Source organism: Paraburkholderia sp. IMGN_8 (assembly GCF_038050405.1).
GTDB lineage: Bacteria > Pseudomonadota > Gammaproteobacteria > Burkholderiales > Burkholderiaceae > Paraburkholderia.
Genome location: NZ_CP150900.1, coordinates 2,592,785 through 2,607,126 on the forward strand (window position 1 = coordinate 2,592,785; position 14,342 = coordinate 2,607,126).

General features: G+C 62.2%; 9 protein-coding genes and 1 tRNA gene. 2 read left to right on the top strand and 8 right to left on the bottom strand.

Annotated elements, in window-relative coordinates; all coding sequences use genetic code 11:
- Positions 1-249: 249 nt before the first annotated feature.
- The 6 genes from WN982_RS11980 to tig form a co-directional block, all read right to left on the bottom strand.
- Positions 250-325: transfer RNA gene (locus WN982_RS11980), tRNA-Val, on the bottom strand.
- A 124-nt stretch (positions 326-449) separates the two neighbouring features.
- Entirely contained in the window at positions 450-722 is a 273-nt protein-coding gene (locus tag WN982_RS11985; RefSeq protein WP_007585907.1) for an HU family DNA-binding protein, read from the bottom strand.
- Positions 723-1,069: 347 nt separating this feature from the next.
- A complete protein-coding gene (gene lon, locus WN982_RS11990) occupies positions 1,070-3,493 on the bottom strand; it encodes an endopeptidase La (protein ID WP_341312225.1) in 2,424 nt (807 codons plus the stop codon).
- A 200-nt stretch (positions 3,494-3,693) separates the two neighbouring features.
- A complete protein-coding gene (gene clpX, locus WN982_RS11995; protein ID WP_341312226.1) occupies positions 3,694-4,965 on the bottom strand; it encodes an ATP-dependent Clp protease ATP-binding subunit ClpX in 1,272 nt (423 codons plus the stop codon).
- Between the two features lie 182 nt (positions 4,966-5,147).
- Positions 5,148-5,801 (bottom strand): ATP-dependent Clp endopeptidase proteolytic subunit ClpP, encoded by a 654-nt coding sequence (gene clpP, locus WN982_RS12000; protein WP_115099893.1) that lies wholly within the window; start codon positions 5,799-5,801, stop codon positions 5,148-5,150.
- A 183-nt stretch (positions 5,802-5,984) separates the two neighbouring features.
- Complete coding sequence (tig, locus tag WN982_RS12005) at positions 5,985-7,331, bottom strand: trigger factor (RefSeq protein ID WP_341312227.1); 1,347 nt, start codon at positions 7,329-7,331, stop codon at positions 5,985-5,987.
- A gap of 456 nt (positions 7,332-7,787) precedes the next feature.
- Here tig and WN982_RS12010 point away from each other — a divergent pair, with 456 nt between their 5' ends.
- Positions 7,788-8,933: a glycerate kinase gene (locus WN982_RS12010; protein ID WP_341312228.1), complete on the top strand. Its 1,146-nt coding sequence runs from the start codon at positions 7,788-7,790 to the stop codon at positions 8,931-8,933.
- Between the two features lie 63 nt (positions 8,934-8,996).
- Positions 8,997-9,449 carry a MarR family transcriptional regulator gene (locus WN982_RS12015; protein WP_341312229.1) on the top strand — a complete coding sequence of 151 codons (453 nt, stop codon included), beginning with the start codon at positions 8,997-8,999 and terminating at the stop codon, positions 9,447-9,449.
- 62 nt (positions 9,450-9,511) lie between these two features.
- Here the strand turns inward: WN982_RS12015 and WN982_RS12020 are convergent, their stop codons facing one another.
- Entirely contained in the window at positions 9,512-10,957 is a 1,446-nt protein-coding gene (locus tag WN982_RS12020; RefSeq protein ID WP_341312230.1) for a DUF3999 domain-containing protein, read from the bottom strand.
- Positions 10,954-14,304: a DUF2339 domain-containing protein gene (locus tag WN982_RS12025; protein ID WP_341312231.1), complete on the bottom strand. Its 3,351-nt coding sequence runs from the start codon at positions 14,302-14,304 to the stop codon at positions 10,954-10,956. Before WN982_RS12025 ends, WN982_RS12020 begins: the two co-directional genes overlap by 4 nt.
- Between the last annotated feature and the right edge of the window lie 38 nt (positions 14,305-14,342).

Genomic DNA, 14,342 nt, shown 5'->3' on the forward strand with positions numbered 1-14,342 from the left:
ACTACCACTGAACAATGCGAAGCCATCGCACCGTCAATGCGGTTTACGATGGGGTCGTCGCGAACGGGTCAAAACCCAAGATACAACAAAAAATACAACGAAAAAAAGTTCGGATTCGGCTGGACGGCACTGGACATATCTACCCAGCCAGCGGGCAATAAAAAACCCGCGGAGCCAATAGCCACGCGGGTTTTAGAGTACTGCAGCAGATCTCTTCGGACCTGCTCGGACGCCAATCGTGAAACGGAATGGTGGGTGCTGAGAGGCTCGAACTCCCGACCTACGCCTTGTAAGGGCGCCGCTCTACCAACTGAGCTAAGCACCCGCTTCGCGGATTAGCGTACTTCTATTCTGCTGCCTGACGCAATAACCCGTGGTAACACCAAGTCGCTGCATTTTCGTTGCACTTCTTTCTAACGAAACCTGCAGGTCATCAAGCAGCAAGTCCATTAGTTTAACGCATCCTTCAGAGCTTTGCCAGGCCTAAATTTAGGGACCTTCGCTGCCTTGATCTTGATGGCAGCGCCGGTGCGCGGATTGCGGCCCGTACGCGCCGTACGCTTACCAACGGCAAACGTGCCGAAGCCGACCAGCGTCACCGAACCGCCCTTCTTCAACGTACCTTTGACGCCACCGATCACGGCATCGAGTGCACGGCCGGCCGCAGCCTTCGAAATGTCGGCCTGCTGTGCAATGTGATCGATCAATTCCGTTTTATTCATTCCAACCCCCGAGAATGTTATGGCAATCGTGACGGCGCTCTGTAGCACCTGGCATCACGCGGCCGGCGGGCAGCGCCGAGCCGACTCATTAGAATTGGCCGAAACCCTTGTGTCAAGCGGGATTGAGCCTGATTGCGCAGGTTCCCGGGCGGTCTTTTGATCACCGAATCTTGCCGCCGATCGATGTGCGCACAACCAGTTGAGCGATTGCAGCCGTGTTTGCTCAAAAGGTGGGACGGCGCGCGTTCGTGTGCCGGCGAATCCTTTCGGAAAATCGTGGGCAATAAAAAACCCGCGGACCAAGCCGCGGGTTTTCGTACAGCAACCTACTTTCGCTACCAGCTGCCTTAGTGCTTCACGACTTCCGTAGCGCCGGTGTCTTTCGCCGGCTCTGCTGCGACAGGCGTAGCAGGCTTCAGCTCTTCTTCCGACAGCGCTGCAGGCACACGTTCGAGCGCCAGTTCGAGCACCCTGTCGATCCAACGGACCGGCATGATTTCGATCGCGTTCTTCACGTTGTCTGGAATTTCCGTCAGATCCTTGACGTTTTCTTCCGGAATCAGCACCAGCTTGATACCGCCGCGATGCGCCGCCAGCAGCTTCTCCTTCAGGCCACCGATCGGCAATACCTCGCCACGCAGCGTGATTTCGCCCGTCATCGCTACATCCGCGCGCACTGGGATACCGGTCAGCACCGACACCAGCGCGGTCGTCATCGCGATTCCGGCCGAAGGACCGTCCTTCGGCGTCGCGCCTTCCGGCACGTGGATGTGAATGTCCTGCTTCTCGAACGCTTCGTCCTTGACACCCAGACGGCGCGAACGCGAGCGGACCACCGAGCGCGCGGCTTCGACAGATTCCTTCATCACGTCGCCGAGCGAACCGGTGCGGATCACATTGCCCTTACCCGGCATGACCGCGGCTTCGATCGTCAGCAGATCGCCGCCGACTTCCGTCCACGCAAGACCCGTGACCTGGCCAACCTGATTTTCCTTCGCTGCCAGACCGAAGTCGTACTTGCGCACGCCGAGGAAAGTATCGATATTGCTGCCGTCGACCTTCACCGCGCCTTCCGCCTTCTTCAGCAGAAGCATCTTCACGACCTTGCGGCAGATTTTCGAAATTTCACGCTCTAGCGAACGGACGCCCGCTTCGCGCGTGTAGTAACGAATGATGTCGCGGATCGCGGTTTCCGCTACCTCGACCTCGCCATCCTTGAGGCCGTTATTCTTCTTCTGCTTGGGCAAAAGATAACGTTGCGCGATGCTGACCTTCTCGTCTTCCGTGTAACCCGACAGACGGATCACTTCCATCCGGTCGAGCAACGGCGGCGGAATGTTCAGCGAGTTCGACGTCGCCACGAACATCACGTCCGACAGATCGAAGTCGACTTCGACATAGTGATCGGCGAACGTATGGTTCTGTTCCGGATCGAGCACTTCCAGCAAGGCTGACGACGGATCGCCGCGGAAATCCTGCCCCATCTTGTCGACTTCGTCGAGCAGGAAGAGTGGATTGCGCACGCCGACCTTGGTCAGGCTTTGCAGAATCTTGCCGGGCATCGAACCGATATACGTACGACGGTGACCGCGAATCTCGGCTTCGTCGCGCACGCCGCCGAGCGCCATGCGCACGAACTTGCGGTTCGTGGCGCGAGCGATCGACTGGCCCAGCGACGTCTTACCGACACCCGGAGGCCCAACGAGGCACAGGATCGGCGCCTTCACCTTGTCGACACGTTGCTGGACCGCGAGATACTCGAGAATGCGTTCCTTCACTTTCTCGAGACCGAAGTGGTCTTCGTCGAGCACGCGTTCCGCATTCGAGAGGTCGTTGTTGACCTTGCTCTTCTTGCGCCACGGCAAGCCGATCAGCGTATCGATGTAGTTGCGCACGACCGTCGCTTCAGCCGACATCGGCGACATCAGCTTAAGCTTCTTCAGCTCTGCGTCGGCCTTCTTCTTGGCTTCCTTCGGCATGCGGGCAGCCGTGATGCGCTTCTCGAGTTCTTCGAGATCCGCACCTTCTTCGCCTTCGCCGAGTTCCTTCTGGATCGCCTTGACCTGTTCGTTCAGGTAGTACTCGCGCTGGCTCTTCTCCATCTGGCGTTTGACACGCCCACGGATGCGCTTTTCAACCTGCAGGATGTCGATCTCGGCTTCGAGTTGCGCGAGCAGATGCTCGAGGCGCTCGATGACCGGGAACATTTCGAGGATATGCTGCTTCTGGTCGAGCTTGAGCGGCAAATGCGCCGCGATCGTGTCGGCCAGACGCCCGGCCTCGTCGATACCCGACAGCGACGTCAGGATCTCCGGCGGGATCTTCTTGTTCAGCTTCACATACTGGTCGAACTGCGACACGATCGCGCGGCGCAGCGCTTCAGTTTCAGCGCTGTCGGCGTGGTCGGGTTCGAGCGGCATCACTTCGCACGAGAACTGCGTTTCCTGCTCTTCGATGGAAAGCGTTTTCGCGCGCTGCAAGCCTTCGACGAGCACCTTAACGGTGCCGTCGGGCAGCTTCAGCATTTGCAGGATGTTGGCAACACACCCTACTTCGTACATGTCCTTTTCGGTCGGCTCATCTTTCGCAGCCGTTTTTTGGGCGACGAGCATGATGTGCTTGCCGCCTTCCATCGCTGCTTCGAGAGCCTTGATCGACTTCGGGCGGCCTACGAAGAGCGGAATCACCATGTGCGGGAAGACGACTACGTCACGCAGCGGGAGCAGCGGGAGCGTAATGCGTTCCGGCGGAAGGAGTTGGGTTCCTGACATTTCATTTCCCCATGAGTGGAATCAGTTCGTTCGATAGGTGAGGCCAGCAGAAAAGATTGCAAGCCTCCGCGTGTGGGAAAAGTTCAGTGACTCCGAAGGTTCAGTGACTCCATAGTGAAAACAACCATCCTGACCACACGATAAACGAAAAAGCCGTTCACGTCGCCATGAACGGCTTGTTTGCAGAACCCGAAAGCCGATCAGTTCGAACCCGCAACCTTGGGCGCGTCTTCGTAGATCAGTAGCGGTTTGCCGTCGCCGTCAATTACGTTGTCGTCGATGATAACCTTGCTAACGCCTTTCATAGCCGGCAGGTCGTACATCACGTCAAGCAACGCCTGTTCCAGGATCGAACGCAAACCTCGTGCGCCCGTCTTGCGGCGGATCGCCTTACGCGCCACAGCCTGCAACGCCGCCGGACGAATCTCGAGTTCGACGCGTTCCATATTGAACAGCTTGTGGTATTGCTTTACCAGCGCGTTCTTCGGTTCGACGAGGATCTTCATCAGCGCCGCTTCGTCGAGCTTGCCGAGCGTAGCCACCACCGGCAGACGGCCGATCAGCTCAGGAATCAGACCGAACTTGATCAGATCTTCCGGCTCCACTTCGCGCAGTACTTCGCCCGCGTCGCGGTCCTGCTTGCTCTTCACGCTCGCGCCGAAGCCAATTCCGGTCTTTTCGGTACGGTCGACGATGACCTTTTCCAAGCCATCAAACGCGCCGCCACAAATAAACAGGATATTGGTCGTGTCGACCTGGATGAAGTCCTGATTCGGATGCTTACGGCCACCCTGCGGCGGCACCGACGCCATCGTACCCTCAACCAGCTTCAGCAAGGCCTGCTGCACGCCTTCACCCGACACATCGCGGGTAATCGACGGGTTGTCGGACTTGCGGCTGATCTTGTCGATTTCGTCGATGTAAACAATGCCGCGCTGGGCCTTGTCGACTTCGTAATTGCAGTTCTGCAGCAGCTTCTGGATGATGTTCTCGACGTCTTCGCCGACGTAGCCGGCTTCCGTCAGCGTCGTTGCGTCGGCAATGACGAACGGGACGTTCAGAAGGCGCGCGAGCGTCTGCGCGAGCAAAGTCTTGCCGGAACCAGTCGGGCCGATCAGCAGGATGTTGCTCTTGGACAGCTCGATCTCGTCCTTCTTGTCGAGATGCTTGAGGCGCTTGTAGTGGTTGTACACCGCGACCGCGAGAATCTTCTTCGCGCGTTCTTGACCGATCACGTACTGATCGAGGATTTCACGGATTTCCTGCGGACTCGGCAGATCGGACTTGGACAAGCCCGCCTCGATGCCCGCGCCTGCAGCCTCATCGCGGATGATTTCGTTGCACAGGTCGATACATTCATCGCAGATGAACACCGACGGGCCCGCAATCAGTTTTTTGACTTCATGCTGGCTCTTGCCGCAGAACGAGCAATACAACAGCTTTTCGCTGTTAGAACCTTTCTTGTCCGCCATAGATGTGTGAGCCTCCGGACACTCGATTACATGATACGCCGTTTGCCCCTGCCTCACAGTTGGGCGCGGCGGGGCTTGAGCCAGGATAACGGCGTTTGCCGCAGGCGCTCGGACGAGTCTTGATTATTTCACAACCGATCCGATGACGTCTTTGCCCAATCATGGGGCGAAGACGCACCAGATCAAGGACGCTTGTGGGCCACCTGATCGACAAGCCCGTACGCTTGCGCGTCATCGCCGGACATGAAATTGTCGCGGTCGGTGTCGCGCGCGATACGTTCCACCGGCTGGCCGGTGTGGTGCGCGAGCAGATGATTCAGCCGTTCCTTCAAATACAGAATTTCACGCGCCTGAATTTCAATGTCCGATGCCTGACCGCGCGCGCCGCCCAGGGGCTGGTGAATCATCACACGCGAATTCGGCAGCGCAAAGCGCTTGCCCTTCGCACCGGCCGCCAGCAGGAACGCACCCATGCTGGCCGCGAGACCCATGCACAGCGTCGACACGTCCGGCTTAATGAACTGCATCGTATCGTAGATTGCCATGCCGGCCGAAACCGAACCGCCCGGGCTGTTGATGTAGAAGCTGATGTCCTTGTCCGGGTTCTCGCTCTCGAGGAACAGCATCTGCGCGACAACGAGATTGGCCGTCTGGTCGTTCACTTCGCCGACCATGAACACAATGCGCTCTTTCAGCAGGCGCGAGTAGATGTCATACGAGCGCTCGCCGCGGCCGCTCGTTTCCACGACGATCGGCACCAGTCCGAGCGCCTGCGCTTCGAGATCCCGCGACGACTGGGAGGTCAACGTGTCCAGCATTTGGGCGCGAAAGGTCATGCAATGGATCCTTGTCTGGAAATATTCTAAATATCAGATGCTAGACAGGTGTGTACGACGAGTCCATATTCAAGTGCGCGATCCGCGTGCTGAAGTTTGTACTTAAAGCAGAGCACATTCACAGCACAAAAAAACGGCGTGCGAGCCGTCGCTCCGACAGCCGGCACGCCGTTGCAGCGACGCTTACGCCTGCGCCGTTGCGCTTGCCAGTTCTTCGAAGCTCACTTCCTTGTCCGTCACCTTGGCCTTGCTGAGGACGAAATCGACGACGTTGGCTTCAACGACGTACGCTTCCATTTCGGCAAGACGTTGCTGATTGGAATAATACCAGCGGACGACTTCCTTCGGGTCTTCGTAGCTTTTCGCGAATTCGTCGACTTCGGCACGAATCTGCTCCGGCTTTGCCTGCAGTTCGTTGGCCTTGACCAGCTCGGCCAACACGAGGCCCAGCTTCACGCGGCGCTCTGCCTGTTCCTTGAACATTTCAGCCGGGATCGGTGCGTCAGCGGCGTTGGGCACGCCACGTTGCTCCAGATCCTGACGGGCCATGGCGACGAGGCGTTCCTGATCCTGCTCGATCAGCGCGTTCGGCACGTCGAGCTCCGAAATCTTCAGCAGCGCGTCCATCACCTGATTCTTGACGATGGCTTGCGTGCGGCGCTTCGCTTCGCGTTCGAGGTTGTCCTTGATCTCAGCGCGCATCTTGGTCAGATCGCCGTCTTCGATGCCGAGCGACTTCGCGAATTCAGCGTCGATTTCCGGCAGGTGCGGCCACTCGATCTTCTTCATCGTGATCGTGAATTGCGCCGTTTTGCCTGCCACTTCCTTACCGTGGTAGTCGGCCGGGAACGTCAGATCGAATTCCTTCGACGCGCCGACCGCGAGACCCAGCGCTGCCTTTTCGAATTCCGGCAGCATGCGGCCTTCGCCCAGCACGAACGCGAAATCTTCCGCGCTGCCGCCCTGGAACACTTCGCCGTCGATCTTGCCGACGAAGTCGACCGTCACGCGATCGCCTTCTTTCGCTGCCGTGTCCGCGCCGCCGTCACCGTGCTCGCCGGCTTCGCCGCGAGCGTGGAAGTGAACGCGTTGCTTGCGCAGGATGTCCAGCGTGCGGTCGATTTCCGCTTCGCTGATCGTGGTCGTGGTGCGTTCGATTTCAGCCGTGGCGACGTCGCCCAGCTTCACTTCCGGATACACCTCGAAGGTCGCGTCGAACGCGTAGTCGTTTTCAGCAGCGTCGGCCTTCGGCGCGAAGCTCGGCTGGCCGGCAACGCGCAGGTTTTCGGCGCGGCTGATGTCGAAGAATTCCTTGCCGACCTTGTCGCTCAGCACTTCGGCTTCCACCTGGCCCGAATACTGTTGCGTCACCATCTTGAGCGGCACCTTGCCCGGGCGAAAACCCGGCATGCGCACGTTCTTCGCGAGTTGACGGATACGCGAGTCCACTTCCTTCTGCACGGCGTCCTTCGGCAGGGAAATCGTTACGCGGCGTTCGAGCTTGCCGAGGTTTTCAACAACGTTAGCCATGGCTTCAATCGTCCTAAAATTATTCGAGCGAATCAGTTATCTTCTCCGTGCCGCTTTTCGATGTCGCTTCGCATCGATTGCGCGCCTGCGCCGCGGGCTTGCAGGCCGCCGGCAGCACGGTTTGGGTCTAAAGAGCCGAATATTTTAGCAAACTATTTGCGCGCCTAACCGGGATTCGATGATTGCGCACGTTTTTATCGGCTTTCCGGGCGTTTTCCGGCGTGTTTTCGCCGGCTTTGCGGCCGTTCGATCGAGCCGCCTCGCGTGAGGCGCGCCGGCTTGAGGCCCCGCGGGTGGCCTCGCTTGCGACCTCTTTCACCAGACGATTCCCGCTATGCCGTTCGACATATTCAGTCGGCGGCGCCATGCTGCTAAGCTAACGGACGCGCTCGGGGCCGCGCCTCTTTTCCTTCATTATTGTCGCCCTCGCAACGATTCCAACCATTCAGAGACACCATGCCGAATCTGCCGTCCTCGCCTGTCGTCGTTATTGCTCCCGATTCCTTCAAAGGCTCGCTCAGCGCCGAGCAGGTCGCGCAGGCGATTGCGTCCGGCATCCAGCGCGCCCGGCCCGACGCCGACGTGCGCATCTGTCCGATGGCCGACGGCGGCGAAGGGACGCTCGACGCCATGCTCACGAGCGGCGGCGAGCGCCGCAAGCTGAGCGTGCGCGGCGCGGCCGGGCCGGTGCGCGAAGCGCTCACCGGACTGCTCGCGGACGGCAGCGCGATCATCGAAACCGCGGAAATCGTCGGCATCACGGATCCGGTCGGCATGGGCGTGCCGGTCGAGGCGCGCAGCACGCGCGGCATGGGCGAAGCAATCCGCGCACTGCTCGACGCGGGCGTGCGGCGCTTTTTCGTCGCGCTCGGCGGCAGCAGCACGAATGACGGCGGCGCGGGTCTGCTCGCTGGTCTCGGCCTGAAGCTTTTCGACGCGCAGGACAAGGAACTCGACGCGACGCCCGAACACCTCGCGCGCGTGGCGCGCCTCGATGTGTCGCAACTCGACGCCCGGCTGGCGGACGTGTCGTTCGTCGGCATGTCGGACGTAGACAACCCGCTTACCGGCGATCACGGCGCAACCGCGGTGTTCGGTCCGCAAAAAGGCGTGAAGCCGGAGCAGATTGCCGCGATCGACGCCGCCCTCGGCCACTTTGCCGATCTGCTCGAAGCGGCGCTCGGGCGAACCGCGCGCGATCAACCCGGCGCGGGCGCGGCTGGCGGTCTGGGCTTCGCGCTGCATATGCTGGGTGCGCAGTTCGAGCCGGGCGCGGAAACCGTCGCGCGGCAAATCGGCCTCGACGCCGCGCTCAAGGGCGCCAACTGGCTGATCACAGGCGAAGGCCGTTCGGATGTCCAAACGCTGCACGGCAAGGCGCCCTTCATCGCCTGCCGTCACGCGCAGGCAGTGGGCGTGCCGGCCACGCTGCTATCGGGCGCGGTCGACTCCGCGGCGCTGCCGCGCCTCGCCGAATATTTCAGCGGCTGCTTCTCGCCCGCCCCCGGGCCGATCACGCTGGAGGTGGCGATTCGCGACGCAGCGCGCCTGCTCGCCGACGCGGCCGAGCAGCTGACGCGCCTGAAATACGGCGCGCGTTGACCGGCGGGACGGTTGCGGCAACAATCACAGCGCCACGACCGCTCCACTTATCACGGGAAGACCATGAAGGCCTCCGCCAAAACTGGACTGGAACAACTCCTTACGTACCGTCTGCACGTGTTGAACAAACTCACTGAGCGTGGCATCAGCGAACGCTATCAGGACAAGCTGGGGGTGACGTTGCCGGAAGCGCGAGTGATTGCGTCGGTGGGATCGTTCGGACCGTTTTCGATCATGGAGCTGGCGCGGCACGCGAATCTCGACAAGAGCCAGGCGAGCCGTGCTGCCGAGGCGTTGATCAGGCAAGGGCTCGTGAAGCGCGAGCCGAGCGCCGAAGACGGTCGTGTGGTGCTGGTGTCGCTAACCACTGAAGGCCGCGCGCTGTATCGCAAAGTAATGCCGATCGCGCGCAAGTGGAATGACGATCTGTTCGAGTGCCTCGACGAACAGGAAAAAATCGCGTTCGGCGATGCGCTCGACAAGATCATCCATACGATGACCGCGCGCGAGGAGTGAGCGAAGAAGCGTGAGCGGGCGCGGATGCGGGCCCCAGGAATTGCGACCCGCCCCTGCTGTAATCAGGCCTTGCGGTTGCTTTGACCGGTGCCGTCGGCTCTGCCCGCATTGCCCGCCTTGTCAGCCGTCGCACCCGGCGCATTGCCGGCCGCATCCGCTGCGACCCGAGCACCACGCGCGAGCCGCCAGGCGATCACACCAAGCGAGCCGACGGCCAGCAGCAGAGCCGCCCACAAAACATAGCGGCGCATCGCATCCTTGTCCTTGTTCGCCGACTGCGCATCGGCATCGTCCGGCGCGACGGGCAGCGCTTCTCCCAGCCGCGCCGCGACGGCAACCGAAGACGCGCCCATCAGCAAATCCTCGCGGCTCACCGCCGATGACACAACCGCTTCACTGCCCACCTCCAGCGTAAACGGAGCCGATCCGCGCGCGACGAACGTGAGCGTCGCCGGACGCCAGCCCGCCGCGATAGTCAACGCACCGCTCCCCAAGCCGCCGTTGCGCGTGTCGACCACCACGCGCCATTGACGGTCCGTATCCGCCGCCACCTCGATCGATGGATTGCTCTGCTCCACCGGACCATTGTGCAACCGGTACAGCGTCGCGTTCGAGACCTCGCGCCACGGCGTCTGCAGACTTGGGCGCGAATAGACGATGGCCGGCGCCACTGTATTGGGCTGCGGCAAATTCAAGCGCAAACGGTCGACGGGATAAGGGCCGCCGGTCTCGAAGAAATACTCGCCGGCCGTCGGCCCCGCGTGAGCAACAATGCCTTCGCGCCATTCCCGCTGGGTATCCGCGCGCTGCGCGCGGTCCGCGCTGGCGGTCTGCACCTCGAGGTCGATCGATTCGATGTACGGCGCGCCGTCGAGCCAACGCAGCCGCACGTAACGCGCCCGCACCGCATCCAGCGCAATGCGGTCCTGACTCAACGTGCTGCCGTTATAGGTGACCTTGAGCAGTTGTGCATCGCCGGCGGGTTGCCAGCTGCGCAAATCGTTGCTCGATTCGACCGTCACGCGTCCTTGATAGTTGTCGTTGCGCAGATGCACGACCAAGGCGCCCGCCTCGCCCGCCACATGGCCGAGATCGACCAGATCCGTATCGTGTTGCGCGCGTGCCGGCGGCGCCGCGGTGGTACGCAGCGACCCGTCGGCCGCGATCGTCACGCCCAGCGGCGCGCCGGCGCTGTCCGCAGCGGTAACCGGCAACGGAAACCAGCGCACCGTGCGCAGCGTGGGCGGCGTGCGGGCCGCATCGCGCGGCGCATCGAGCGAATACGGCACCGGCTCGCCGGCGCCGTTGAACACGCGCACGTCGCCGAGATCGCCGCGCCGGCTCGCCGCGTACGCGGCAGCCGGCAGCTTGATGCTGTAGTACGCGGCGCCACTGTCGAGTTCGAGCGCAAAGCGCCGCGCAAAATAATCGGCCGCAGCCGCCACCGGCGGCGTCGCCATGAACGAAATCGCAACGCACCAACCGGTCACAATCAAGAAACGCTTCATTGCTCAGTTTCCATCACGACAGCTTTTGGCGGCAACGGCGAGAAGTAGCCGATCAGCAGCAACATCACGCCGATACCGATGAACGACACGATCCGCTCGATACCCGTCACATGCGACAGGTCGAACAGGAACAGCTTGACGACGGTCGCCGCCAGCAAAGCGCCGCCGACGAACCAGAACAGGCGGCTCGCGCGGCGCGTCGCCCAGATCATCATAGCGAGCGCGCAGACCGTCCAGAATACCGACACGGAGGCTTGCACGAGCATCGAGTGCGACATGTCGTCGAACTGGTACGGCACGCCGGTCCAATGATGCAGCGTACGCAGCAGCATCGCATTGAGCCAGATGAACCCGGTCACACCGACCACCGCCTGCAACGGCACACGATATTCGCCGATCGGCACGCCAAGGCGGCTGATGCGCACGAGCCACAGCGCCGCCAGCGCGAAAATCACCGCCTGCACCAGATCGAGCGGATTGAAGAGCGGCAGGCGCGCCCACGCGCCGCCGTCCTGGGTGAGGTTCGCAAAGAAGGTCCACACCCACATCACCAGCACGAGCGGTGTCGACGCGATCGCGCACAGCCGCACGATGCTGTCGCGCCGCGCGAGCCATAGGCCGGCGAAAGCAAACGCGCTCCAGCCGACGAGGAACACCTGCTGCAGATTGAACGACGCCAGCACTGCATCGACATCGTACGCGGCATGAAAATGATGGTGCAGCGTGCGCAGCAGCAACGCGTTGAACCACAGGAACAGCGTGGCGAGCACGGCGTAGTCGAAAGCGCGCGGATGCCATGTCAGACCCAGCTCGCGCAGGCGCCGCAACCACACGGCGAAAGCGATGAACGCGAGTATCTGCGCGACGTCGAGCGGATTCACGATCGGCAGCCAGAAAAGCGGTGCGGCGCTGCCGTCGCTGATAACGCTCGCGATACTCCACCCCCACAGCAAAGCCGCGAGAGGCGCCGCGCCCCACACCTGATAAGCCTGCGTGTAGCGCGCAACCGGCCAGCGCAGACGGTGCCCGACGGCTGCCACCAACAGCAGCAGAATGCCGAAACCATAGGCCCACGCGCTCCAGCTCCACGCTCCTTCGGGCACATACGCGCGCAAACCCCAGTAGCCTTCGAGCGCGAAGAGCACGCCGACCGCCCAGAACATCAGCGTATGCAGCGGTGCGAGCACGCGGTCGCCGACATCGCGCTGCTGACGCCACAACAACACGTAGGTGAATGCCGCAACGATCGCGCAAACCAGCCAGCCGTAGCCGCTAACCGGCGTTATGCTGTACATGAACAGGCTCGCCACCAGCAACGCGAGGGATGGCACCAGCGTCAGCGCCGGCCACTCGGCGAGCGGCCAGCTCAGCTTGCGGCGCGCGCCATGCGCAAGCCAGGCGGTCAGCGTGGCGAGCAGTGCGACGAACGCGTCCTCGAAGCGAGCGCTGTCATAGGAAAGATGGGCATGCGCATATTCGAAGATTTCGTGGATGCCGCCCAGAACCCACCACAGCAGCCCCCAGATTGCGGCGACAAGACCGATCTGCGGCATCCACGCGTGCCACGCGCTCGCTTCGCTGCGGCCATGCAGACGCCATCCCGTGAAAATAGCGGCGAGGGCAATCAGCGCCGTGGCGATATAGGCGCCATTCAGGACCGGCCAAACCTCCCTGTAATCGATCTGCAGTCCAGTGCCGGCGATAAACGCGCAGGCCGCGGCCAGTTGCATCAGCAAGCCGAAACCGAACGCGGTCAGACGCCGCTGGCGCACGCCGAGCCAGGTGATCGCGGCGCCTTCGATGGCCCACGTGGCGCTCGTCGTCGGGCCGCTGAAAGCGAGCGGTACGGCCAGCGTCGCGAAAATCACAGCCAGCGCCAGCATGGCCTCGAACAGCATGCCCAGGCGCTCGCGGCGTCGCGCCAGCCAGGCCGCGATCGCGAGGTAGAACGCGGCCAGCGCCACCGCGCTCCACGCCAGACCGAACTCGGTGCTTTTCATCAATGCGGCTTGCAGGCCGATGGCGACCAACGGGGTGCCGAATACCAGCGTACCGTCGACGTAATGCTTGAGCGCAAGCTCGCGGCGCACCGCGTACAGCAGCGCAATGCCGACGTACATCAGGAAGAACAGAATCAGGAACGGTTCGGTGCTGGAGAGCAGCTCGGGCCGGTAGGCCGTCATGCCCCACGCGGCGCCGATCGAAAACGTGAACACGAAACCGAGCAGATTCAGCGGACGCCACGCCTTGAACCACGCAATCGCGAAGATGCCGGCGTTGAGCAGCGCGTAGTAGCTGAACAGCATCACGTGACTGCCGCCGCCGGTCGAGAGCAGCACCGGCGCGAGAAAACCACCCGCGCTGCCCATGAAGGCGAGCGAGGACGCATTCTGCCGCACCGCCAGAAACGCACTCAACGCGCAGATCGCGATCATCAGCGGCAGTGCCGCGCCGGCCGGCAGCAGATGATAGAGCCTGGTAGCGGCAAACACCGTCAGGTACAGCGCGCCGACGCCGCCGCCCTGCAAGATCAGCCCATATGCGCCACGGCGCTCGCCGATGCGCCAACCGACGGCGAGCAACGCGGTCGCGGCAAGCGCGACGCCGGCAAGGCGGAATTCGATCGGCAACAGGCTGTTGTCGGCCGCGTACTTGAGCAGGAAGGCGATGCCGAAGAACAGCACGATGATGCCGACCCGCACCACCGTGTTGCCGCCGAACAGCCAGTCGCGACCGGCTTTGAAGAGGCGTTCGGCGAGATCTGGCCCGCGCGGCGATGCAGGCGGTGTTTGGGGCAGCGGCGGCGGAGTCGGGATCGATGCCGACACGAGCGGCGCGACCGGCACAGCCGCAGCGGCGCCTGTCGACGCCGGCGGCGTGACTGCACCGACGCTCGCCGCAGGACTCACGGCCGCGGACTGCGCCGGCGCGACCTCCGCCGCGCGGCGCTGCTTCCGGACCGTTGCAGGAGGCATCGCGTACGGACGCGGCACAGCCGCGGGCGGCCGCAGTTTGAACATCGGAGGTGGAGCGCTTGCTGCTTCGCCGACGGACGCGCCCGTGGCAGCGCCGCCGCGCAGTTGCAGGATTTCACCGCGCAGTACGACAATCTCCCGCTCGAGCCGCTCGACACGCGCGGCCAGTTCATTGGGCGGATTCCAGCTATCGGTCGCGGCCGGCTTAGCCGTGGGTTCGGTCGCCGCGTCGCGAGGCTTTTTCATCACCATGCGCGCAAGCGCAAAGCCGACGAGCGCACCCACCACAGTACCGTTAGTGATCGAAAAGTCGTACGACAAGGCGATCCCGATACCGATCACCGCGCCGAACACCACGAATATCCAGCTCATCGCATCCCTCTTATAGTCTTCTATCGAGATCCGTTTAG

Coding starts and splice junctions, on each gene's coding strand:
- clpX (WP_341312226.1), bottom strand. CDS start 4,965: ATGGCGGACAAGAAAGGTTCTAACAGCGAAAAGCTGTTGTATTGCTCG.
- WN982_RS12010 (WP_341312228.1), top strand. CDS start 7,788: ATGCCGAATCTGCCGTCCTCGCCTGTCGTCGTTATTGCTCCCGATTCC.
- clpP (WP_115099893.1), bottom strand. CDS start 5,801: ATGACCTTTCGCGCCCAAATGCTGGACACGTTGACCTCCCAGTCGTCG.
- WN982_RS12025 (WP_341312231.1), bottom strand. CDS start 14,304: ATGAGCTGGATATTCGTGGTGTTCGGCGCGGTGATCGGTATCGGGATC.
- WN982_RS11985 (WP_007585907.1), bottom strand. CDS start 722: ATGAATAAAACGGAATTGATCGATCACATTGCACAGCAGGCCGACATT.
- tig (WP_341312227.1), bottom strand. CDS start 7,331: ATGGCTAACGTTGTTGAAAACCTCGGCAAGCTCGAACGCCGCGTAACG.
- lon (WP_341312225.1), bottom strand. CDS start 3,493: ATGTCAGGAACCCAACTCCTTCCGCCGGAACGCATTACGCTCCCGCTG.
- WN982_RS12020 (WP_341312230.1), bottom strand. CDS start 10,957: ATGAAGCGTTTCTTGATTGTGACCGGTTGGTGCGTTGCGATTTCGTTC.
- WN982_RS12015 (WP_341312229.1), top strand. CDS start 8,997: ATGAAGGCCTCCGCCAAAACTGGACTGGAACAACTCCTTACGTACCGT.